The sequence below is a fragment of the Kluyvera sp. genome, assembly GCF_047971185.1.
Taxonomy (GTDB): domain Bacteria; phylum Pseudomonadota; class Gammaproteobacteria; order Enterobacterales; family Enterobacteriaceae; genus Kluyvera.
In genome coordinates, this window is sequence record NZ_JBKDZH010000095.1 from 17,381 (window position 1) to 39,574 (window position 22,194).

At 53.6% G+C, this 22,194-nt stretch carries 25 protein-coding genes and 2 pseudogenes; 16 read left to right on the top strand and 11 right to left on the bottom strand.

Translation table 11 applies throughout. The annotated features are described in order from the left end of the window. Nucleotides 1-39 precede the first annotated feature (39 nt). Nucleotides 40-1,362 (bottom strand): isochorismate synthase MenF, encoded by a 1,323-nt coding sequence (menF, locus tag ACK5JN_RS20270; protein WP_416871803.1) that lies wholly within the window; start codon nucleotides 1,360-1,362, stop codon nucleotides 40-42. Between the two features lie 117 nt (nucleotides 1,363-1,479). Beyond that, nucleotides 1,480-1,962, bottom strand: a complete 483-nt coding sequence (locus tag ACK5JN_RS20275; RefSeq protein ID WP_416871804.1) for a GNAT family N-acetyltransferase — start codon at nucleotides 1,960-1,962, stop codon at nucleotides 1,480-1,482. A 47-nt stretch (nucleotides 1,963-2,009) separates the two neighbouring features. On the opposite strand from ACK5JN_RS20275, the gene rbn reads away from it, so the two are divergent. Then, nucleotides 2,010-2,930: a ribonuclease BN gene (gene rbn / locus ACK5JN_RS20280; RefSeq protein ID WP_416871805.1), complete on the top strand. Its 921-nt coding sequence runs from the start codon at nucleotides 2,010-2,012 to the stop codon at nucleotides 2,928-2,930. A 64-nt stretch (nucleotides 2,931-2,994) separates the two neighbouring features. Further along, nucleotides 2,995-3,990 (top strand): chemotaxis protein, encoded by a 996-nt coding sequence (locus ACK5JN_RS20285; protein WP_416871806.1) that lies wholly within the window; start codon nucleotides 2,995-2,997, stop codon nucleotides 3,988-3,990. Nucleotides 3,991-4,021: 31 nt separating this feature from the next. Here ACK5JN_RS20285 and ACK5JN_RS20290 read toward each other — a convergent pair whose 3' ends face one another. Further along, on the bottom strand, nucleotides 4,022-4,513 hold the full coding sequence (locus ACK5JN_RS20290; protein WP_416871807.1) for a hypothetical protein: 492 nt from the start codon (nucleotides 4,511-4,513) through the stop codon (nucleotides 4,022-4,024). 10 nt (nucleotides 4,514-4,523) lie between these two features. Continuing rightward, nucleotides 4,524-5,966, bottom strand: a complete 1,443-nt coding sequence (locus tag ACK5JN_RS20295) for an alpha/beta hydrolase (protein WP_416871808.1) — start codon at nucleotides 5,964-5,966, stop codon at nucleotides 4,524-4,526. 340 nt (nucleotides 5,967-6,306) lie between these two features. Here ACK5JN_RS20295 and ACK5JN_RS20300 point away from each other — a divergent pair, with 340 nt between their 5' ends. Further along, entirely contained in the window at nucleotides 6,307-6,564 is a 258-nt protein-coding gene (locus tag ACK5JN_RS20300) for a YjhX family toxin (RefSeq protein WP_103777259.1), read from the top strand. A 10-nt stretch (nucleotides 6,565-6,574) separates the two neighbouring features. After that, nucleotides 6,575-7,242 (top strand): annotated as a pseudogene (locus ACK5JN_RS20305) (SAM-dependent methyltransferase). 43 nt (nucleotides 7,243-7,285) lie between these two features. Here the strand turns inward: ACK5JN_RS20305 and ACK5JN_RS20310 are convergent. After that, nucleotides 7,286-8,191 (bottom strand): LysR family transcriptional regulator, encoded by a 906-nt coding sequence (locus tag ACK5JN_RS20310; RefSeq protein WP_416871809.1) that lies wholly within the window; start codon nucleotides 8,189-8,191, stop codon nucleotides 7,286-7,288. 179 nt (nucleotides 8,192-8,370) lie between these two features. On the opposite strand from ACK5JN_RS20310, the gene ACK5JN_RS20315 reads away from it, so the two are divergent. Continuing rightward, on the top strand, nucleotides 8,371-9,120 hold the full coding sequence (locus ACK5JN_RS20315) for an SDR family NAD(P)-dependent oxidoreductase (RefSeq protein ID WP_416871810.1): 750 nt from the start codon (nucleotides 8,371-8,373) through the stop codon (nucleotides 9,118-9,120). A gap of 301 nt (nucleotides 9,121-9,421) precedes the next feature. On the opposite strand, the gene ACK5JN_RS20320 is transcribed toward ACK5JN_RS20315, so the two are convergent. From ACK5JN_RS20320 to ACK5JN_RS20330, 3 genes are all read right to left on the bottom strand, one after another. Further along, the gene (locus ACK5JN_RS20320; RefSeq protein ID WP_416871811.1) at nucleotides 9,422-10,138 is read right to left on the bottom strand and encodes a YebC/PmpR family DNA-binding transcriptional regulator; all 717 of its coding nucleotides are present in this window, start codon (nucleotides 10,136-10,138) and stop codon (nucleotides 9,422-9,424) included. A gap of 297 nt (nucleotides 10,139-10,435) precedes the next feature. After that, complete coding sequence (locus tag ACK5JN_RS20325) at nucleotides 10,436-11,329, bottom strand: dihydrodipicolinate synthase family protein (RefSeq protein WP_416871812.1); 894 nt, start codon at nucleotides 11,327-11,329, stop codon at nucleotides 10,436-10,438. 20 nt (nucleotides 11,330-11,349) lie between these two features. Then, nucleotides 11,350-12,045 (bottom strand): B3/4 domain-containing protein, encoded by a 696-nt coding sequence (locus ACK5JN_RS20330; protein WP_416871813.1) that lies wholly within the window; start codon nucleotides 12,043-12,045, stop codon nucleotides 11,350-11,352. 43 nt (nucleotides 12,046-12,088) lie between these two features. Between ACK5JN_RS20330 and ACK5JN_RS20335 the strand changes: the two genes are divergently transcribed. Beyond that, on the top strand, nucleotides 12,089-12,691 hold the full coding sequence (locus ACK5JN_RS20335) for a helix-turn-helix domain-containing protein (protein ID WP_416871814.1): 603 nt from the start codon (nucleotides 12,089-12,091) through the stop codon (nucleotides 12,689-12,691). 44 nt (nucleotides 12,692-12,735) lie between these two features. After that, nucleotides 12,736-13,254 (top strand): GNAT family N-acetyltransferase, encoded by a 519-nt coding sequence (locus ACK5JN_RS20340; protein ID WP_416871815.1) that lies wholly within the window; start codon nucleotides 12,736-12,738, stop codon nucleotides 13,252-13,254. A 359-nt stretch (nucleotides 13,255-13,613) separates the two neighbouring features. Here the strand turns inward: ACK5JN_RS20340 and ACK5JN_RS20345 are convergent, their stop codons facing one another. After that, the gene (locus ACK5JN_RS20345; protein ID WP_416871816.1) at nucleotides 13,614-14,534 is read right to left on the bottom strand and encodes a LysR family transcriptional regulator; all 921 of its coding nucleotides are present in this window, start codon (nucleotides 14,532-14,534) and stop codon (nucleotides 13,614-13,616) included. A gap of 139 nt (nucleotides 14,535-14,673) precedes the next feature. On the opposite strand from ACK5JN_RS20345, the gene ACK5JN_RS20350 reads away from it, so the two are divergent. The 9 genes and pseudogenes from ACK5JN_RS20350 to ACK5JN_RS20390 all read left to right on the top strand — a co-directional run. Further along, on the top strand, nucleotides 14,674-14,979 hold the full coding sequence (locus ACK5JN_RS20350; protein ID WP_416871824.1) for a superoxide dismutase: 306 nt from the start codon (nucleotides 14,674-14,676) through the stop codon (nucleotides 14,977-14,979). Nucleotides 14,980-14,990: 11 nt separating this feature from the next. Beyond that, a complete protein-coding gene (locus ACK5JN_RS20355; RefSeq protein ID WP_416871817.1) occupies nucleotides 14,991-15,599 on the top strand; it encodes an amidohydrolase family protein in 609 nt (202 codons plus the stop codon). 150 nt (nucleotides 15,600-15,749) lie between these two features. Further along, nucleotides 15,750-16,322, top strand: coding sequence for an NAD(P)H-dependent oxidoreductase (locus tag ACK5JN_RS20360; protein WP_416871818.1), 573 nt, complete (start codon nucleotides 15,750-15,752; stop codon nucleotides 16,320-16,322). A gap of 2 nt (nucleotides 16,323-16,324) precedes the next feature. Then, on the top strand, nucleotides 16,325-17,344 hold the full coding sequence (locus ACK5JN_RS20365) for an aldo/keto reductase (protein ID WP_416871819.1): 1,020 nt from the start codon (nucleotides 16,325-16,327) through the stop codon (nucleotides 17,342-17,344). Between the two features lie 38 nt (nucleotides 17,345-17,382). Continuing rightward, nucleotides 17,383-17,760 (top strand): DUF1330 domain-containing protein, encoded by a 378-nt coding sequence (locus tag ACK5JN_RS20370; RefSeq protein ID WP_416871820.1) that lies wholly within the window; start codon nucleotides 17,383-17,385, stop codon nucleotides 17,758-17,760. A 37-nt stretch (nucleotides 17,761-17,797) separates the two neighbouring features. Further along, nucleotides 17,798-18,394, top strand: a complete 597-nt coding sequence (locus tag ACK5JN_RS20375; protein WP_416871825.1) for an NAD(P)H-dependent oxidoreductase — start codon at nucleotides 17,798-17,800, stop codon at nucleotides 18,392-18,394. Between the two features lie 49 nt (nucleotides 18,395-18,443). Beyond that, complete coding sequence (locus ACK5JN_RS20380) at nucleotides 18,444-19,139, top strand: putative quinol monooxygenase (RefSeq protein WP_416871826.1); 696 nt, start codon at nucleotides 18,444-18,446, stop codon at nucleotides 19,137-19,139. 15 nt (nucleotides 19,140-19,154) lie between these two features. Next, nucleotides 19,155-19,958: a carboxymuconolactone decarboxylase family protein gene (locus ACK5JN_RS20385; protein ID WP_416871821.1), complete on the top strand. Its 804-nt coding sequence runs from the start codon at nucleotides 19,155-19,157 to the stop codon at nucleotides 19,956-19,958. Nucleotides 19,959-20,234: 276 nt separating this feature from the next. After that, a pseudogene (locus tag ACK5JN_RS20390) lies at nucleotides 20,235-20,333 on the top strand (aldo/keto reductase); the annotation flags it as partial. 243 nt (nucleotides 20,334-20,576) lie between these two features. Here the strand turns inward: ACK5JN_RS20390 and ACK5JN_RS20395 are convergent. Together ACK5JN_RS20395 and ACK5JN_RS20400 are read right to left on the bottom strand one after the other, a co-directional pair. Then, nucleotides 20,577-20,930: a nuclear transport factor 2 family protein gene (locus ACK5JN_RS20395; RefSeq protein ID WP_416871822.1), complete on the bottom strand. Its 354-nt coding sequence runs from the start codon at nucleotides 20,928-20,930 to the stop codon at nucleotides 20,577-20,579. 292 nt (nucleotides 20,931-21,222) lie between these two features. Further along, the gene (locus tag ACK5JN_RS20400) at nucleotides 21,223-21,630 is read right to left on the bottom strand and encodes a YdeI family stress tolerance OB fold protein (RefSeq protein ID WP_416871823.1); all 408 of its coding nucleotides are present in this window, start codon (nucleotides 21,628-21,630) and stop codon (nucleotides 21,223-21,225) included. Nucleotides 21,631-22,194: the final 564 nt, after the last annotated feature.

A 22,194-nucleotide genomic window follows, 5' to 3' on the forward strand; every position in this document is an offset into this window, starting at 1 on the left:
CTACGAAAGCGTAGGATTTTGATATGAGTCGGTAATGTTCTATTCAGAGAACAGCAATGAGCGCAGCCCTGCCGCTTTATTTTCGATTTCCTGCCACTCCTGCTCGGGGTCGGAACCGTCGACAATGCCGGCCCCCGCATACAGCCGCACCGTGTTGTCCTCCACCTTCGCCGAGCGCAGCGTGACGCAAAATTCGCTCTGTCGGCGGGAGAGATAGCCCGCAGAACCGGCGTACTCTTCACGGGTAAACGGTTCGAAACGGTCGATAAACGCCAGCGCCGCCGCTCTGGGCAGCCCGGCGACCGCCGCCGTCGGCTGGAGCTGAAGCAGACACAGCGTGTCGTCCGGCGCGGTGAGCTGCGCCTGGATACGGCGGCGCAGATGCTGCACCTTGCGCAGACGCACGATCTCCGCCGGCAGTACGTCCAGCGTTTGCGTCACGTCGCGCAGGCGCTGACAGATATCATCCACCACCAGCCCGTTTTCACGCTGATTTTTATCATCATGCATCAGCCAGTCGCCGAGACGCTGCGCGATGGCCGGATCGTCGTGCGCCGCCACCGTTCCGGCCAGCGCCTCGGTCAGCAGCTGTACGCCGCGACGCCGCCATAAACGTTCCGGCGACGAGCCGAGAAACGCCCGGCGCGCGTCAAACGCCATATAGAAATGATAGCAAGAGAAATTGACCCGGCGGCTCGCGGCCATCAGCGCACCGGCGTCCGGCGCGCGGCTGAAGGTGAGATCCGTGGCCCGCGCCAGCACCACTTTGGTGAACTCACCGTCGCGGATAGCCTGGGTGGCCTGTTGAATCAGCCGACACCAGCCCTCTTTTCCGGGACGATGGGTTTCGCTCTCCTGATGCAGCGTCAGTTTCGCTGAAGCGTGATGGGCGCTGAGCGCCGCCAGGCTGGCCCGCGCCCGCTCGGCGTCCTGCGCCAGCGAAGTCTCGCTCCACAGATTCAACCGCAGCGTGGCCCTTCCGGCTTCACGTCGCCACTCCAGACGCGGCAAAAACAGCGCGCCGCGCGTCGGTTCGAAGGCGTTAACGCCACAAATACGAATATCATCACGCGGCAGCGCGGCCAGAAAATCATTCGCCTGCGCCAGCGAGGAAAACCGGCACACGGTATCCAGCGCGGCAATTTCTTCCTTGCCGCTGCGCTGCTGCCAGTAAAACTGCGGCCACACCGCCTGGCCGTTCAGCCAGGCGAGCGGATCGAAGGCATCGTTCAGGGGGAAAGCCACTTCAAGGATTCGCGTGCCGGGCAACGCGGGAAAATCGTCTGCCAGAAGCGCTGACAGGCTCTGTAACGCCGCTAAGATCGATTGCACGCCAACCTCCCTACCATAAAAACCGCACATTATAAGGGGTACTACTCATAAATTGCAGTACCCACGATTAGGGAGCAAACGGGTAGCAAGGTAATATCGCACTGAAAATCAACGGACTTTACCTTTCACTATAGACGGGATTTGCCGCTACGCGCGCGCCGCTTCACGCGCCATACCGACGTGCGGGATGCCGTCTTCGTCATAAACGTCGGTCACGGTGACAAAACCAAACTGCGCGTAGAATTCGCGCAGATGCGCGTAGAATTCGCGCAGATGCGCCTGTGCGCCAAGGTACAGCGCGCGCTGCGGCCAGCGCTGCAGGCTGGACGCCACGCAGCGCGTCATCAGTTGATGCCCTAAGCGCTCGCCGCGCGCCTCGGCGCTGACGATCACCCGGCCAATCACCACCGGTTCAATCTCATCCTCGCTGACCAGAATGCGCGCGTAGGCCACCAGCCTATCGTCCTTCCAACCCAGCAGATGGCGGTTTTCACCGATCAGGTCATCGCCGTCGACGTCGAGATACGGGCAGGTTTGCTCCACCACAAACACTTCGCAGCGCAGTTTCAGCAGCGCGTACAGCGCCGGAACGGTTAATTCAGAATGGTGCAAATCTTGCCAGCGAATCATGGTAGGCTCCTTAGACCTTATTTTTTTACCGCCAGGGGCGCGGCGCTATGCAATTGACTTTTTTAGGCACATCCGCGGGCGTGCCGACTCGCACTCGCAACGTAACAGCAATGCTGTTGAACCTGCAACACCCGACGCAGCCGGGGCTGTGGCTTTTTGACTGCGGCGAAGGCACCCAGCATCAGCTGCTGCATACGGCATTTAACCCGGGCAAAATCGCGCGTATTTTTATCAGCCACCTTCACGGCGACCACCTGTTTGGCCTGCCGGGGCTGATTTGCAGCCGTTCAATGTCCGGCAGCGCCCAGCCGCTGACGCTGTACGGCCCGAAAGGGCTACGCGAGTTTGTCGAGACCACCCTGCGCCTGAGCGGTTCATGGACCGATTTCCCGCTGGAGGTGGTGGAAATCACCGCCGGCGAGATTCTGGACGACGGCCTGCGCAAAGTGACCGCCTACCCGTTAAATCACCCGGTTGAGTGCTATGGCTTCCGCGTGGAAGAACACGACAGGCCCGGTGCGCTTGACGCGAAGCGGCTGGTGGCCGACGGCGTGCCGTTCGGCCCGCTGTTCCAGAAGCTCAAAGCCGGTGAGCGGGTGACGCTGGAAGATGGGCGCATCATCGACGGCGCCCATTACCTCGCCCCGGCCATCCCCGGCAAAAAAATTGCCATTTTTGGCGATACCGCCCCCTGCGAGGCGGCGCTGGCGCTGGCCCGCGACGTCGATGTGATGGTGCACGAAGCCACGCTGGAAGCCGCAATGGCGGAGAAAGCCAATAGCCGCGGGCACTCTTCGAGCGAACAGACCGCGCAGCTGGCGCGGGCGGCCAACGTGAAACGGCTGATTATCACCCACGTCAGCTCGCGCTACGACGACGAGGGCTGCCGCCGTCTGCTGGCCGAATGTCAGCGTTATTTTACGGCCTGCGAGCTGGCGGAAGACTTCGCGACCTTCACGCTACCATAAGGTTTTTTTCTGCGGTGCCGATATTTTATCTATTGAGTTCACGCTTTTTTACGCTGAGGGCACCATGGATAATTTCCAGAAAGAGATCGACGACAGGGCTAACCTGACCCTGTCCAACCGTTTTGAGCTGCTACTGTTCCGCCTGGGCAAAGCCTCGCAGAGCGATGCCTCGGAGCTGTACGGCATCAACGTCTTTAAACTGCGCGAAATTGTCCCGATGCCCAACTTCACCCGTCCGGCGGGCATCAGGCCGCCGCTGATGGGCATGGTGAATATTCGCGATCAGATCATTCCGGTTATCGATCTCGCCGCCGTCGCGGGCTGCACCCCGAGCAACGGGCTGAATATTCTGCTGATTACCGAATACGCCCGCAGCGTACAGGCCTTTGCCGTAGAATCGGTTGAGAACATCACCCGCCTCGACTGGACGCAAATCCATACCGCCGAGAAAGCGGTTAACGGCAAGTACATCACCAGCATCGCCTGCCTTGATGACCACCAGGAGAGCAACAACCTCGCCATGGTCATCGACGTCGAGCAGATTCTGTATGACATCACCCCGGCAAACCACGATCTGCACGCCAAAGAGCTTAGCCCACGTAAGTTCAACATTAAGCCCGGGGCCACCGCCATCGTCGCCGAAGATTCTAAAGTGGCGCGCGCGATGCTGGAAAAAGGGCTACAGGCGATGGATATCCCCGCGCAGCTGCACGTGACCGGAAAAGAAGCGTGGGAGAAAATCGAGCAGATTGCCCAGCAGGCAGCGCAAGAAGGCGTACCGGTGAGCGACAAGATTTCGCTGGTGCTGACCGACCTTGAGATGCCGGAGATGGACGGTTTTACCCTCACCCGTAAGATCAAAACCGACCCGCGCCTGCGCAATATTCCGGTGGTGATCCACTCCTCGCTGTCGGGCAACGCCAACGAAGACCATATCCGCAAGGTCAACGCCGACGGCTACGTGGCGAAATTTGAGATTAACGAGCTGGCGGCGGTGATCGAGCAAGTGTTAAAGAAGTCTGCAAGCCAAGGTGAGAACGCGCTGCATGCGGTGAGGTAGCGCCTGAGGATCAGGGGTGAGCGCTGCGCCCCTATGCCAGCTTATACGCAAACAGGTGCACCAGATTACTCGCCAGTGGATACAGCCCCAGACTCTCGGTCCGGGCTTTCACCTCCTCCATCGGCAGGCCCGGAACAGGCTCGCGCCCGCCCCAGATAAGCAGGCCTCGATTGGCGTAGTCCGCCATCACCTCGACGCTTTTGCCGTTGTTCAGCGTCACCACCACCTTGCTACTTTCAACCGGTAACCGGCGATTCTCGTCGTCGGCAATCGACATTGTCATGCCGCCGGGATCTTGCTGCCCCAGGGCCACGATAATGCCGTTCGCCGCCACCGGCGTGATGGCCAGCGGCGCGTGGTGCTCATTCACAGCACGAATATACAGGCCCTCAGGGATCGTCGCCGGTAACGGCGTGGCACTGGCTGCAAGCTCCAGGCATGTTCCGTTATCAAACTCAACAACCAGCCGGTTGCCTTGCTGTAAAACCAGATCGCCCTGCTCACTGACAATAAAAATATCCATCTACGGTGTCCTATGGCGTCAGGGTGTGGTCAATACGCTTAATCATATACGGGAAGAACGGGTTGGATGACATACGCATCAGCACATCCAGCTCTACCGCCAGCGTCGCGCGCTCCCCGCGTGCGGCGAAGGTGCCCAGGCTGATACCGAATTCATTGTGCGGTTCCGGGTTGCGCCCGTATAACGAGTCACTCAGCGGAAACGGCAGCGCGATGTGTGAAAGCGAGTAAATATCGCGCGGATAATCGATGCCTAACGGCTCAACGTTTTCACTCACCTCTCCTGCTGGGGTCGTGCGCGCCTGCGTTTCGGTGGTAGCTGGCGTAACGGTTGAGATAAGAGTCACGCCGTATTTTCGCGGCGGCGACGGCAGCATGCGGGAGAGCGCGGTGGCTGACGAGGCGCGCAGCAGCGGCGTCACGCTCGCCGCCGGATTGAGGTCGAACAGCACCACTTCGCTACCGTTGGCCGGAAGCCGTTCATACAGCCCCGAGAGAACGGCGCTGCTGCTGACCGTTGAGTCCACCACCGACTGGAAGGTCAGTATCGGCGGCAGCGCCGCTAGCTTGTTTTGGCGGGAAGCGGTCAGCAGCTGCGATTGCAGCGCCTGGGTTAACGCGTACGACTGACGTGCGGCGTTGACCGGGAAAGAGTTGTATTTAAACGGGTTATATTCCGGAACAATATCGAGCCATGCGGCTTTGGCAAACGCCGGAAATACCGCGGGCCAGCCCGCGACGCCGGCAAATCGGGCGAAGGCGGTAATGCCAATCATTGGTGAAAGCAAAATAACCCGCTGCGGTTTAGCCAGCGCAGGGTTGCTCAGCGCATCCAGCGCGTATTTCAGCGCCAGCGCCCCGCCGTTGGAGTAGCCCACCAGGTGCAGCGGTAGATTGTTGCCGGACAGCGCCTTTGCCTCTCTGACCGCCAGGCGGGTGGCCGCCGCCCAATCCTGCCAGTCAACGTCCGTTAGCGCGCCGGGAACCGTTCCGTGCCCGGGTAAACGAATACCAACCGCGACGTATCCCTGCTGTTGGTAGTGTATTGCAATATGCCGCATGCTGTAGGGGCTGTCGGTGAGGCCGTGCAATAGCACTACCGCGCCCTTCGGCTGCCCCAGCGGTTTCAGGATAAAAGAGCGATTCCAGTCGATGGAAAAATGGCCGGGATAGTTGGGGCTTTTCGCGTAATAGCGGTTGAACGGGATCTGCTCGCTAGCGGCTAATTTGTCGGTCACGTTGCTGCGAACGGCATTAAACACCGCGTTCTCGGCGTTGATGTAATCATCCCAGCAGGCGCTGTCCAGCGCTTTTGCCCGCATCTCATGCGGCACAAAGGTATGCCAGAGCTGTAGCGCGGGCTGGCTTTGAATGTCGTAAACGCGCGTCCCCAGAACCCCGAGCAGTATAAAAACCACCAGGAAAGCAAGGCGTTTAGCCCATTTGATTAACATGACGGTTACGCGGTCTCTTTGGTTAAGCTGGCGGATGATCATTCATGTCACGAATATTTTATTGCTTCTATCATATCTCATCCTGCGCTCACTTTGGGGCTCCAACCGAGGTCACACTTTTCAACCTTCACAATTCCCCTATAAAAACGCTGTGTTATCATCTATCACGTAAATACCTTTCAACTCAAACCGAGGCTTCGATGCTGGAGAATGTCATCATCTGATAATCAGCTTTCCCGACCTTTTCAGGCCGGTCTGATTATCACTGCGCTGAAATCGATTGCGAACACCGCTGCGTGTTTGCGCATTTTGCACATGATGATGAAACAGGTTTTCCAGTATGAATTTATCCCGTCAGGAACAACGTACCTTACACGTTCTCGCCAAAGGTGGACGTATTGCGCACGTCCGCGATGCTTCCGGCCGCGTCACCGCCGTTGAATGCTACAGCCGCGAAGGGCTGCTGCTGAGCGACTGCACGCTCGCCGTATTCAAAAAACTCAAAACCAAAAAGCTGATCAAATCCGTCAACGGTCAGCCCTACCGCATTAATACCACTGGCCTGAACAACGTTCGCGCCCAGACCGATAACCGTTAAGGAGAGAATAATGGACATTCCTCGTATTTTTACCATTAGTGAAAGCGAACACCGCATCCATAATCCGTTCACCGCAGAAAAGTACGCCACCCTGGGCCGGGTGCTGCGCATGGCGCCGGAGACGCGCATCCTCGACCTCGGCAGCGGTTCGGGCGAGATGCTCTGCACCTGGGCGCGCGACCACGGCGTAACCGGCCTGGGTATCGATATGAGTCCGCTGTTCACCGCACAGGCCAGAGCGCGTGCGGAGGAACTGAACGTCAGCGACCGCGTGCAGTTTGTGCATAACGATGCCGCCGGTTACGTTGCGGAGGAAAAATGCGATATTGCGGCGTGCTGCTTATCGGCGAGCCGTACTGGCGTCGGATGCCTGAAACAGAGGCGGTAGCCCAAGCCTGCGGCGTGGGCTCAACGGCCGATTTTCTGCCCCTTCCCGGGCTGGTCGCCTCCTTCGGCGAACTGGGCTATGACGTGGTGGAAATGGTGCTGGCCGACCAGGAAGGCTGGGATCGGTATGAAGCGGCGAAGTGGCTGACGATGCATCGCTGGCTGGCGAAAAACCCGGACGATGCGTTTGCCCCGGAGGTGCGCGCCGAACTGACCGCCGCCCCGCTGCGCCACACCACCTACGCGCGGGAATACTTTGGCTGGGGCGTGTTCGCGCTGATCGCCCGTTAAGACAGCACCGGCGGGTCACCTGGCCCGCCGGTGCTGAAGTTAACTACTCTTTCACCGCGGCTGGAAACGCTTCAACCAGCCATTCAATAAACACGCGCAGCCGGGAAGGCACGTGCCGGTTCTGGGCGTACACCACATGAAACGGATACGATGCCGGGCGCCACTGGCTGAGGACCTCCACCAGCGCACCGCTCGCCAGCGCATTTTTCAGCGAATAGGTAAAAGTCTGCACAATGCCCAGCCCGGCCTCTGCGGCGGCAATATGGGCGTTGCTCTCGTTAATCCCCAGATGATGCTCGGTTTTGATCTCCGTATGAACGCCGTCGTGTTCGAAGCGGAACGGAAACGCTCTGCCGCTGGCGGGCGATAGATAGCTGATCAGCCGGTGGCCGTTCTTCAGCTCATCCGGATACGCGGGCACGCCATAGCACTTCAGGTAACCGGGCGTGGCGCAGGTAATGAGCGCCGCTTCGCCGATTTTCCGCGCGATCAGCGTGGAGTCGTCCATCGGCCCCCCGCGGATCGCGCAGTCGATATTGCCGCCAATCAGATCCGAAGGCTTATCGGCCACCGCCAGATCGATGCGGATATCCGGGTAGGTGGTCATAAAATCGGCCAGCAGCGGGATCAGCACGTCGCGCGCGGTCGAGCCGCCAACGGCGATACGCAGATACCCTTTGGGCTTGTTGCGGGCGGTCTTAAACGAGGCGTCGATATCGTCGAGATCCTGAAGAATACGCAGCGCCTTTTCGTAGTACTCCCGCCCTTCCGGGGTGACGGTGATGCGCCGCGTCGTGCGCTGCAACAGGCAAACCCCCAGATGAGACTCCAGCTGCTGGATAGTTTTACTGAGGGTCGCATTCGGCATATTCAGCGAGTCGGCCGCACGGGTAAAACTGTTGGCTTCGACAACGCGCGTAAAGACTTTAAGGGCAGAGAATCGGTCCATTATGTTTTTTCCCGGCAGCAGTTCGCCATTATTCACACAGGTGAAGAGTGTTTTTCACATTCCAGTATTTTTCTGCACCGTTCGATAACGCTACAGTACCCACGAACTTAGCAGCCAGGTTATCGTTGTAAGTCGATGACTCCATTGGCATATTCATACTTTAGTTAAGGAAATGCACCATGAGTAAGAAACTTTCAGGAAAAATTGCGTTAGTCACGGGCGGCAGCTCCGGTATCGGCCTGGCCTCCGCACAGCTGCTGGCAGAACAAGGCGCCACGGTGTACATCACCGGCCGTCGCCAGGAGGAGCTTGACGCAGCGGTCGCCTTAATCGGCCCATCGGCAAAAGGCATCCGCGCCGACGCCTCCGCGTTAAGCGATCTCGATAGCGTATTTTCCACTATCGCCAGCGAAGCAGGCCGTCTGGACGTGCTGTTCGCCAACGCCGGCGGCGGCGATATGATGCCGCTGGGTGCCATCACAGAGGAGCATTTCGATCGTATTTTTGGCACCAACGTGCGTGGCCTGCTGTTTACGGTACAGAAGGCGCTGCCGCTGTTAACCCGCGGGGCGTCGGTAATTTTGACCGGCTCAACCGCCGCGGTTAAAGGCACCGCTAATTTTAGCGTGTACAGCGCCAGTAAGGCCGCAGTCCGCAGCCTGGCCCGCTCATGGGCGCTGGACCTGCAGGATCGCGGCATCCGCGTCAACGTGGTCAGCCCGGGGCCTATCCGCACGCCGGGCCTGGGCGGGCTGGTTACCGAAGAGCATCGACAAGGGTTGTTCGATGCCCTGGCCGTTGGCGTACCGCTAGGTCGTCTGGGTGAACCGGAAGAAGTGGCGAAGACCGTGGCGTTTCTGGCATCTGATGAGGCCAGCTTTATCAATGCCGCTGAAATCTACGTCGACGGCGGGTTGGCGCAGATTTAGCGGGCGATGCTTGTCACGGCGATACCCATTCCCCTGCCATTGCCACCGCCCCACCGAATCACGATTGGTAGGTAGCTATCCTTCGGGATGGGTATTGAGCCGCGGTTGCGCCCGTAATGGCCCGCCGGGGTAGTACTTCTGGGGAAGTGACTACCCTTGTGACCGGCTGGGTTCATTATTTTCTGATTTCAGCTTAGCGAATTGAAAATAGGAATGACGCTAAGCGAGTGAAATCATTTAAACCGTCGTCTATAAAATAAGTTAAAAAATCTGCCATAACGACAGACTTTTCAATTTATCATTAGAGATTTGCCACGTTATGATAAACTTTCTGCACATCATCATCATCTTCAAGGGCGTCAACAAGGCCTTCAAAGATGGCTAAATCTTCTGGTGAAAGTTCAATTTCTGATTGCGCGATCATTTCTAATTCGGTGGTTGAGAACTCTGTAATTCCCGCGGCTTTTAACGCTGCAATACCTTTATGAAGGTCAGCAGACTCAGTATAAACAACGATATTGCCTTCATCTTCGGTGACATCACGAACATCAACTTCAGCTTCAAGCAAAATTTCAAAAATTTTATCAGGGTCAGTGCCTTTAAATACAATCACCCCGGTATTGTCAAACATATAGCTGACAGCACCTGCCGCACCGATATTTCCGCCTTTTTTATTGAAGATTGAGCGAATATTAGCAATCGTGCGGTTAACATTTGACGTCAGCGTTTCAGCAATAATCATGGAACCACTTGGTCCAAAGCCTTCATAACGGCCCTGTACGAAGGTTTCATCACTGCCGCCTTTGGCTTTATCAATGGCTTTATCAATAACGTGTTTAGGAACCTGCGCCTGTTTCGCACGTTCAATAACGAATTTTAAAGCTGTGTTTAATTCCGGGTCAGGCTCACCTTGTTTCGCTGCAGCGTAGATTTCCACGCCGAACTTTGCATATACATTAGACGTTGCCCCGTCTTTCGCCGTTTTTTTAGCAACGATATTGGCCCATTTACGTCCCACTGGAATGTCCTCTCGAAAATATATTTACATTAATCGCCAAATAATAATCAGCGAATTTTTTCCGCCGTATTATATCACGACATTTAAATTCTCGTCTATGAAAAAGAAAAAACACCCTTGACTTACGGAATGTTACTTTAATTTCATCAGTGGTTAACATTATAGATAATCTATTTTTGAATATTATTGTGGGCTTTTATTTTTATCATTAATCATTTAAGCGCGGCAACGATATATAAAAAAAGGGGATACAAAAGAGATCCCCTGTCTTATCATCGTTGCCGCCACCATGGCGGATTATTTCAGCTCCAGCGCGCTTATCACCCCGGCAATATCTGCGATATCCCCCGCCGGGAGTGGCAGAAGAGGCCGAGGCAAACAGTCCGTATCGGTCAGCCCAAGCACGCCTGCGGCCGCCGCAATCACCCGCAGACTGCCGCCATGTTTACGGAACAGCGCCCACAAAGGCTCAAGCCTGGTCGTGAGCTCGGTAACGCGCCGATGATCCTTCGCCGCCGCCGCGTCAGTAATTTGTTTCGCCATCGCCGGGAACAACCCGCCGCACACGGAGTACCAGACTTCACAGCCGGCGTTTAATCCCAGCCCGGCATAAGCATCCCCGCTGATACCGATGGTAACGCCAGGGTGCAGTTGCTGACGTAACGCATCCACCCGCGCAGCCGCTGCCGCCGGGCTATCCGGGACGCCCGGGATCTTAACCGAACGAACGCCCTCCAGCGATGAGAGGCGGCCGTGCAGTTCATCCGTGAAGGTAAAATGCGTGGTGCCGGGATTATCATAGATGCATACCGGTACAGATACATGCCGGGTCACGGTCTCAAACAATGCAAAGACTTCTTCCTCACGCAGTGACTGGTAGCTGACCGCCGGAAGCAGCAAAGCATCGGCGCCCGCAGCTTGTGCATCGTCTGACAGATGCAGGATGGCATCCGTGCTGACAGCCCCCACGCACACCATGATGGGGATATCCCCGGCATGCTGTTTTGCCAGCGTCGCTACGCGCTTGCGTTGCTCTCGGGTGAGATACGCATAGCTGCCGGTAGAGCCCAGGATGCCCATTGAATCAACCCGAGCATCCGTCAGGCGGGCCAGAAGATGACTGAAACCCTTTTCGTCCACGCCGCTGGCGGTGACCGGGGTTAATGGAAACGCAGACAAGCCGGTAAACATCGTGTTTCTCCTGAATGATATTACTGCTGTTGCTCTTCGATGAGAGCAACGTCAAACCACAGGCCCGGCATCATTTTTTCAAGGCCGTCAGTCAGCATCTTTCCAGCTTCATGAAGCTTCTCCAGCGGCATCTGCGGCAGACTTTCCAGAATAAACCACATTTGCTCAGCTTCCACGCTTAATCGGGTGCGGATCCCTTGCCGCCAGTTCCAGCGACGGCAGGTCACGCCAGCATCATCGCACCAGATAACCTCGCCTTGCGAAGGGTATTCAATGGCGGCCTCACCGTCTTTAACGGTATCAAAAGGCTCTGTGCCCTTTGCCACAGCCAGACGCGGCGCCCCCTGATAGGCAGCAATGTTTTCGCCGCCCACGGGAATGGCGTAGCGAAGGCTAACGGCATTATAGAGATCAACAATGGGATCGAGCGCTGGCATCGTTCCGTCACGTAATACGCGCTTACGTAACGCATCGGCTGAACAAGGGGTACGTTTGGGTTTAGCACCAAATTTCTGAAAAACCTCAGCCCATGCGGCCAGATGAGCTTCCGCCCATTCCGGCTCACCGGCCAGAACCGCGGCACAGGCTTCCTGCAGCGCCGTTTCGCCAGTATCGGGGTTCAGCACCGGTGCGGCTTTGACGTGGATACTCAGCGCCCGAAAGCCGGGGGCAATACGATAAATTTCAGGCGCGATTGACGGAGAGACTGTGAACACGTGATAATCCTGTAATGACCAATTTATTCCATGATAATGACCGATGACCAAAAAAGTCAATTTAATGACCGATGCGGATGCGATTGCCAGCACCGTGAACGAAGCCGTATCTCAGCGGATTAAGCTGTATCGTAAACAGAAGAAAATATCACTTGATGAGCTGTCCCGCCGCGCGGGCGTCAGCAAAGGGGCGCTGGTTGAGATTGAGGGCTGCCGGGCGAATCCGAGCATTGCCCTGCTCTGCCGCCTGGCTGCCGCGATGGGCGTTTCGGTGGCTGACTTTGTGGATGTCAGTTCAAAACCAACCGTGCATCTCATTGCTGAAGATGAGATCCCGGAACTGTGGGAAGGTGAAAAAGGCGGGAGAGCACGGTTGCTCGCAGGATCCGGCGGCCCCGAGATGACCGAGCTCTGGATGTGGGAAATGCAGCCGGGGGAAAAATTTGCTTCACCGGGCCACACGGAAGGGACGCTTGAACTGTTTTATGTACAGGCGGGGACGCTCACGCTTGGCGTACAGGACCACCTATATCAGGTAAAGACAGGTTGTTCGGCAACCGCCAGAACGGACGTTGCGCATTTTTATGAAAACAGAGAGAAGGACCCGCTGGTTTTCATCATGACGGTACATGAAAAAGCATCCTGAGCATTGCCCGTATCGCCCCCTTTCTTATCAGGGAGTAATGACCCATGTTAATTCGCAGGGCAAATCGCGCTGATGCCGCAGAACTGGCCGTTTTAGCTGAACGAACCTTCAGAATGACTTTCCAGGAGGGTAATACCCAGCAGGATATGGATCTTCACTGCCAGGCAAGCTATTCGACGAATATTCAGTTGCAAGAAATCCTCAGAGAAGACTGGATTACATTGGTCTGTGAACATAACGGCAAATTAATAGGATACGCCCAGTTGAGGTGGGAAGAGTTCCCATCCTGTGTGAACAGCATTCACGCCGGCGAGATCCTGTGTCTGTATATTGATGCGCCCTACCATGGTCAAGGATTTGCACAAGAACTTATGCGGAAGTGCCTTGCTGAATTTGAGGTGCAGGGCTCAGATGTTGTCTGGTTGGGAGTCTGGGAACATAACCCAAGAGCGATCGCTTTTTACCGTAAGTTTGGGTTTACCGAAGCAGGTGAACATATTTTCCAGGTGGGGACCGATCCGCAGAGAGACATCATAATGAAGCGTTTAACTTGTGTGAACTGAGTGAATATTGCGGTATGCGCTGGTCAGGCTAGCGGAGGTGAAGGTCCGCTGTGAGCGAAAAGCGGACATTCAAGTAAGCGTCAGAATTACATATGAGGCAGGTGTTCAGCTTACGACTCCTGAGTTCCAGAAGCTCGAGGATGCACTGTCTCTGATTAAAATTCATGGTAATCGTACTGACGAAGATATTGCGAAACTGTATCGATAACTGCTCCAGACTGACGCTGACTGGTAATTTTTGTCAGCTTCTTGCATTGCTTTGGAGCTTCAAAAAAGTGATTGTTAAAGAGGCCATGCTGTTATACACGTCCGCTGGCACAGAGCGGACGAGCTAACTGAGTTGAAGGTCCGAGAGGACGTCAGTCAGGGTAAACCTGTGAGTCGTCCATTGAAGTGATTATCAGAAAATCAATCAGGGCCTTCACTCTTTTTGTTTTACCCGCGTTTTTGGGGTAATAGAGATACACTGGCGGGTAGGTTTTCCAGTAGCTCTCCATCACGGGTATAAATTGCTCCCTGTCGGGCTGTAGTTGCCAGACAGGTTCAAACAAGCGCCCTATTCCCAGCCCGTTACGGATCCCGTCTGCCATAACGTCAATATCGTTGCTGATTAACTGCCCCGGCATCTCAACGGTCAACTGCTCACCGCGATCGTTCAGGAGCAGCGGAAGGATGCGGTTGTTGGTGATAAAACGGTAACCAATCAGCTGGTGATGACTGAGATCTGCCGGCACTTCAGGCGTTCCATGCCGGGAGAGATACGCTGAGGATGCATATAACCCTTCACGAAACGGTTTCATTAACGGCCGGGCCACCACCCCTCCCTCAAGAATATCGCCAAAACGGATCCCCAGATCAAAACGCTCTTCGATGATATTCACGGTACCGTCGTAGACCGAAATTTCTAACTGTATACCCGGATATTGCTGACAGAATTCTGCCATCGCAGGCTTAAGAATTAACAGATAGGCAAAACGCGAGAGCGTAATTCGCACCATACCAGAGGGCTCCTGATTCTGGTCGCGAATGCTTTCAAGCGAATTTTCCAGCGATTCCACCGCCGCAGCGGTCTGTTCCAGCAACAGCTGACCGGTTTCCGTCAGCTCTATACGGCGGGTCGTACGCACAAAAAGCGGATGGCCGATATGCTCTTCCAGCAGCTTTAGCGCATTGCTGACGGAGGGAGGCGTAATTTCCAGTTTCCTTGCGGCTGCCGAAATATTGCCCTCCCGCGCAATGCTCTGAAAGATGCGTATCTGATTATAAAGGGCGTTATTCATAATGTTTTCCTTAAGCAATACTCGCCTGATTATTAAGTACAGTCTAAAAATGCTTAAGTCAATGACCCTCTAATCTTCCTGAAATACGCCTCTTATACTTTAGTCTCTTTCTACAACGACCTGAGTTCAGGAGACTATGATGCGAATTTTATGTCTGGATATCCCCGCACCTGGAGCATCGCTGGAAAAATATGCTCCGCACCTTAACGCTGAAGCTCTGCACGCCTGGGGAGTGTATAACTCCGGCTTCATCCGCGACATCTACTTCCGTCAGGACCGACCTGGCGTCGCTATATTTCTTGAATGCGACTCTGTCGATGAAGCGATGAACGTAATGGCCGAATTCCCGCTGGCAAAAGCAGGCTTATTAAGCTTCGAGTGTATTCCGCTTGGCTCATTTATTAACTGGGAAAATCTCTTTGCCGCTGAATTTAAAAATAAATAGTGAGGCCCGATATGAAACCTGCAGATAAACCCGTGCTGTGTGTCGTTTCATGCTTTCTCGATCATCCTGACTATGACTCCCTGCTTTCCCGCTTTAATAAACTGAATGTGCCACTCTATCTTCATCCCGGATTACCGCTTAAAAGCGTACAGCAGGCCTACTTCACGGGCTTCAGCGCAGAGGTCAACGCCAGGCTTTCTATGTTTGGCTGGGGCTGGCATCACGAAGCCGGGATCCATTTGTTACGGCTGATGTTATCGGGCGCATTTGATAAATATCCCAACCTGCAGGTAATCAGTGGCCACTGGGGGGAGATGTTACCCTTCTGGCTCCAGCGTCTTGATGACAGCCTACCACTGGCTGCAACGGGTCTGTCACGCACGCTAACGAGAACCTTCCAGGAACACGTTTACGTTACCCCGTCAGGTATGCTGACACTGCCGCACTTCCAGTTTATCTACGCGTTAATGGGTGCTGAAAGGATCCTGTTCTCCGTTGATTATCCCTATCAGACCCTGGACGGTGTAAAAACCTTTATAGACAGTCTGCCCGTCAACAAGGCTGAAAAAGAGGCCATCGCGTTTCGCAATGCAGAACGTTTACTGGGCATCACGGTTTAGTTCACCGGATCATGATGACTGGGCACAATAAGTTCGGCCGACCATTATTAGTTTTTGTCTAAAAGTGAATGAGCCTTTACTGCTCTAAAAAAAATAATATTGTCACTCTATACTGGGTTAAATATTCACCAAGACATTTAACTTATTGAAATGAAAAATATCCTTGTTATTTCAGGTCATCCTGAGCTGAACCATTCCGTCGCCAACGCCACTATCCTTGATGAAGTGGCGACCGCCCTTCCCGATGCTGAGATTCGTCGTCTGGACTGGCTCTATCCGGACGGCAAAATCAATATCGCTGCGGAGCAGGAAAGCCTGCTCAGGGCCGATGTGATTGTCTGGCAGTTCCCTTTTTCCTGGTATGGGCTGCCAGGATTAATGAAACAATGGCTCGACGAGGTATTTGTCCACGGCTTCGCGCATGGCTCAACGGCAAAACTGGGCGGTAAAAAGCTAATCCTCTCCTTCACTACAGGGGCGCCGCAGGATCTCTATACCGCTGACGGTTTCTTTGGCCATGCCATTGAAGAGTATCTTATTCCATTCGAGACCACGGCAAGGCTGTGCAATCTTGAGCTGCTGGCGCCGGTTTATACCTGCGGTATCAGCTATGCCGACCGGGATGCCGACAAAATCGCGCAGCAAAAAACGCTTGCCAGGGAGCACGCTTCAAGGCTTGTCGACCTGCTCAATACCGTCGTGAATAATCCAGAGGGAGAATAACGATGCAGTATACCCGGCTCGGTAAAAGTGACTTACTTGTTTCCCGCATCTGCATGGGGTGTATGGGGTTTGGCGATCCGTTGACGGGCCAGCACAGCTGGACGCTGGACGAAACAGCAAGCCGCGACATCATCCGCTACGGCCTCGAAAAGGGTATCAATTTTTACGATACCGCCATCGCCTATCAGAACGGCTCCAGCGAGCGATACGTTGGCCGGGCGCTACGGGAGATGGCGAAACGCGATGACGTGGTGCTGGCCACCAAGTTTCTGCCGCGAACACCCGCGCAAATTTCCGAAGGTATCAGCGGAAAGCAGGCAATAGCCCGATCGCTAGACCAGAGCCTGCAGAATCTGGGGATGGACTACATCGACCTCTACATCTACCACATCTGGGATTACAACACGCCCGTTATCGAGGTGCTTGAAGCGCTGCATGCCGCCGTTACTGCTGGCAAGGTGCGCGCTATTGGTATTTCAAACTGCTATGCCTGGCAGCTGGCGAAGGCGAACGCCCTTGCCGAACGTGAAGGGCTGACGCCTTTTGTCTCTGCGCAAAGCCACTACAACCTGATTATGCGTGAAGATGAACGAGAGCTCTTCGGTCTGTGCGCTGAAGATGATATCGCAATGACGCCCTATAGCGCGCTCGCCAGCGGCCGTCTCGCCCGGAAAGAAGGCCACACGCGGCGAGCCACCGAGGATGCCTATGCCCGCGGAAAATATGACAGCACGTCTGAACAGGATCGGATCATTATCGAGCGCGTCGCCGAGCTTGCTGAACGACATCAGGTGCCCATGACGGAAATCTCACTCGCCTGGCTGCTGACAAAAGTCACGTCACCTGTCGTAGGGGCCACAAAAAAAGATCACGTCGATGGCGCGGTAAACGCAGTAAATCTTCAACTGAGCCCGGAGGAAATCCGGTTTCTGGAAGAAACCTACCAGCCGCATGTTCTGACGGGGATCATGGCGCAAAACACGCCGCAAACGAAAGACGTTAAGCAGGTCTGGACGCGGTAGCCCTTATTCACTTTCATGAAATACCATCAGGAGGAAGGATGACTTTTAAAACAGCGGTAGCCTTTCTGTTCGCGCTCTCTGGGCTATCTTCAGCACTGGCGGCAACGCCTGCTTATTATATCGCAGAGTTTCAGGCGACCGACCGTGAAGCGATAAAACCGTACAGCGCTCAGGTTGAGTCAACTTTCAGGCCCTTTGGTGGACGCTTCATCGTCAGAGGAGGTGAACCCGATATTAAAGAAGGGTTCGGAGCACAGGGCCGACTGGTTGTTATTAAGTTTGAGAGTCTTAAAAATGCCCAGGACTGGTATAACTCGGCAGCGTACCAGAAGATCATCCCTGTCCGTCACCGTGCCGGCAATTCGCGAACCTATATTGTCGAAGGATTACCGGAACTGACTCCTGTTACGCCATAGCGCTTTACTACCTTATTAAGACAAACGAGGTTTTATGATGTGGTTACGTCAGCGCAGAGCAGCAGCATTGTTTTTGTTTGCATTTATCTTCCTCATGCCCGTCAGACATGCACATAGTCGTGAAAAAACCGACATTAAAACGCTCGTTATCGTCTCTCACCCTTATCCAGAGCGCTCAGTTCTGACAAAGGGGTTGCAGGAAGCCGCTGAGAGTCTGGAAGGCGTGACGGTTCGCAACCTTGAGACTTTGTATGGTTATGACACACGTCAGATTAATGGCGACGCGGAGCGAAAAATGATGCGTGAACACAGTCGTGTCGTTTTTATCTTCCCGACACACTGGTTCAATATTACGCCGATGATGAAGGCCTGGTTGAATGAAACCTGGGGGAGTGTCGGACCCGGTTTGTGGCAGGGAAAGGAGATGCTTGTAGTCAGTACGGCTGCGGGGGGAAGCTCTACTTACGGGCCGGACGGCAGGATCGGGGTATCGCTTGCGGATGTGTTTTTACCGATGAAGGCAAGCGCCCTGCACGCAGGTATGACGTGGCTTCCTCCCCTCGTCTTTGAGAGCGCCAGCAGCGATCGGTTACCTTCTTACCAACACCAACTTATAGAACGTCTTAAACAGTAATTTCAATAAAAGGATCATCGTGAAAAAGAGCCTTATTCTTTTAATTTGCATGCTAATAAGCAGCCCTGTCTTTGCAACAAAACCGGACGCGCCGAATAAGCCAGTGATGAATATCTTCGAGCTCGGCGTCAGGCCCGATCGGGACAACGACTTTGCAGACGTGGCCAGGCAGACGATTTCCGCTTCGGTTGATCATGAAGCAGGTACGCTGGCGATGTATGCCCTGCAACGCAACGACAATCCAGGTCAGGCATTCATGGTCGAACTCTATGAAAATGAGAGTGCTTATCGCAAACATCTCAATGCTGCCCCATACATAGCATTCGCTGCTCGTGCACCTGACATTATTGACAGGAAAAAGAAAATCACCCTGGAGCCACAGTTTCTGGGCGACAAACACTTCATACCGAATGAGCGAACCATCAATAATCTGGTGATCGTCGAGGTAAAGCCTGAATTTCAGAGCGAATTTAAAAACATCGTCCTTCCTGAAATGGCCGAGTCGCTCAAAGTAGAGAAAGGCGTGTTAGCCATGTATGCCGGTACAGATTCAGAGACTCCAAACCGCTGGTATTTCTATGAGATTTACGCCAGTGAGGAGGATTATCAACTGCACCGACAAACGCCGCACTTCCTGGATTACCTCAGGCAAACGGCGCATATGAGCGCCAGGAAGGACGCTATCCCGGTAAAACCGGTATTTCTTCGTAACAAAGGCGGAATCAAACAGGATCCGCAACGTTGACCAGTAAGGATTAACATGAAAAGCATACTTGCAGCGGCGGCAATGTCGCTTGTTATTTCTGATTTTGCCAATGCTGAGGAAACAAGAGGTAAAGCTATGATGAAAATAGAACCGTCAGCGATTTCGGAAGCTGATATTCGTTCTGTCTCACCGGCTCTGGCGCACTTTGGTCGAGAAGCTATTACTGAAGATCTGTGGACACGCGATGCCCTCTCGCCCAGGGACCGTAGTATGGTGACCGTTGCCATGCTAATTGCCAGAAACCAGCCTGGCGACCTTAAGCATTATATAGACATTGCCCTTGATACTGGCGTTACGCCAGCGGAGGTGTCAGAAATCATTACCCATCTGGCTTTCTACTCAGGTTGGCCAAATGCAATGTCAGCCGTCAGCGTGACCAAAGCGGTTTTTGAATCTCGTGGCGTCACGGCAGATGCACTTCCTGAAGCTTCTCCGGATCTGCTCCCCATCAATCAGGAAGCAGAAAAGCAGCGTTCAGAAACAGTGGAAAAAAATGTTGGCCCAATATCTCCAGGCCTGGTTAAATTCACTGCTGACCCACTGTTCCTGGATCTCTGGCAAAGACCCGCGCTGAAACCCCGCGACAGAAGCCTGATTACGGTCAGCGCATTAATCGCATCAGGACAAAGTGCACAGATTGGCTATCACCTCAACAGAGCGATGGATAATGGACTTTCGGCCGAAGAGGCTGGTGAGGTCGTTACCCAGGCCGCATTCTACGCTGGGTGGCCAAATGCATTTACCGCTGCCCCGGTTGTGGGTGAGGTAGTACGTAATCGGTCGTCCAGTAAAGGATAAAATCTTCAGGAAGGACCCGCTTTTAGGGGCCTTCCGTATCTTTTTTCTGCCTCTTCATACAGAAAATCGTGGCTATCACCACGTAGTACACCTTAACCTGCCCGCAGATGGCTATCTCACAGTGATGTCAGTAAGGTCTGCTTTTGGCACAAATCCGACCTTCAGCCACCTTTAAATTAATGAATACATCTCATAAACCCTAGCTAATTACCTCATCTAATCGAATAAATCAGTTTGCGTTATGCTTTTCCAACACAACAGCTGAAGGAAAACCTCATGCAAACTGTAAAACTGAATAACGGGATTGAAATGCCCCTGCTGGGCTTTGGTGTGTTTCAGATGTCTGATGCCGCTGAATGCGAAAGAGCCGTTATCCGTACTAATTGTCTTAACATTAGAACTAATAAAAAATGTTGTGGATACTAACTCAGTGTTTAATCTATATAAAAAGCATTCAGAGCAATATGTTAAAATAATTTAACACATTAGGTTTAATTGAACAGGCTATATTTTAATACAACATTGATACTATAAATAATTTTTAAGGGAAGTTGTTACGCTTCCCTTAATGCACACTTTTATAAATTTTCAAACCATTCATACAGGAATATATGCATTTTACTCAATAGGCAAATTGTGCTGTTTTAAGAAAGATAGCTTATCCCAGTACCCTCTTTGAAATATAATTTTATTATTTACTATTTGAAAAAAACCGCAACCTCTTAAACCTAATGGAGCACGCCACTCTAAAATAGCCCATTGTCCATCTTCGAAAATATTTTCAACGATACAAACCATTTCTGGAAAAGAAAAATCTTGTTCAAACATTTTCTTTATAGCGTCTTTCCCAATAACTGGCTCATTGGCTACCTGATGGTTTATTGCATTATCATCATATAATTCCGAAATAGCTTCTACATCTGCATTATTAAATGCGTCAACCCATTGGCAAAGTATTTCTTTTGGCTTCATATAAATTACCCCCAGACCTGTAAACATACCTTGGTCTTAGCATGATATCAAAAAATGATCAAACTCAAAATTTATTTGAAGCATAGAAAAACGTTTAAAGTGCAAAAATAACTCGGCCCTGCTCCCATAAATTGATGCAGATAGATGTCAGCAATGTCCGCACCTGGCACGCAGCGGACATTGCTGACTGGACTGAAGGTCCCTGTGAGCGAAGAGCAGGCCTTAGGTTACTTCCTCAGGTAGGCCAGCAGGCGTTACTTTGCGTCGGGGGATTTGCAGAGCAGTGGTAATGTTACTTTTGTATTCTATTAACGCGCACCACAGGAGGTTCAATTTTGGTGTCCAGACTGCCGTTAATACTGATCATTTGATCGGGTTTTACCGTGCGACCGTCAAAGACAGAAAGTGGAATCAGTGTATGAATACTGCCGGTTTTGTCACGAAAAACATATTTATCACCACCTTGATCATCAATCAGATTGCCGCGCAGGGAAATGGTGGCACCGTCATGCATACTTTTAGCCTGTTGAACCGTCATGATTCGCGCATCTTCTGTACCTCGGTACCCCTCATCCAGTGCATGTGGTGGTGGTGGTGGTGGTGGTGGCGCAGTATCTTTCTTAAGTCCACCATTGTCATCGTCAGCAAAAACTGTCGGAATTAAAAAACAATATATTAATGGTGCAACGTATAATTTCATTCCACTCTCACCTCAGTATCAACTTGAATTATTAAGTGTGGTTGCTATTCCTTAATCTGGCGAACTAGAATTATCTTAAAAAATCATCTAACTGGCGAGATACAAGCCATATTTCGGTTACATCAGTCAGACACGAGACCATATTTCGCACCTATCGTTGTTCAATGCTTAAAGCTAGCAGCAACTCTGACTTAGTCAAATTTAATTAAGGCATTCATCATTTCCCTTCTTTATATATCAACACATTACAAATCTCTCTCAAGGCTTATTTATGCCTGACATGACATTAAGACACGCTAACTCACCGCTCCCTGGGGGGGCGGGCGGGGGGGGGGGGGGGGGGGGGGGGGGGGGGGGGGGGCGGGGGGGGGGGGGGGGGGGGGGGGGGGGGGGGGGGGGGGGGGGGGGTGGGGGGGGGGGGGGGGGTGGGGGGGGGGGGGGGGGGCGGTGGCGGGGGGGGGGGGGGGGGGGGGGGGGGGGGGGGGGGGGGGGGGGGGGGGGGGGGGGGGGGGGGGGGGGGGGGGGGGGGGGGGGGGGGGGGGGGGGGGGGGGGGGGGGGGGGGG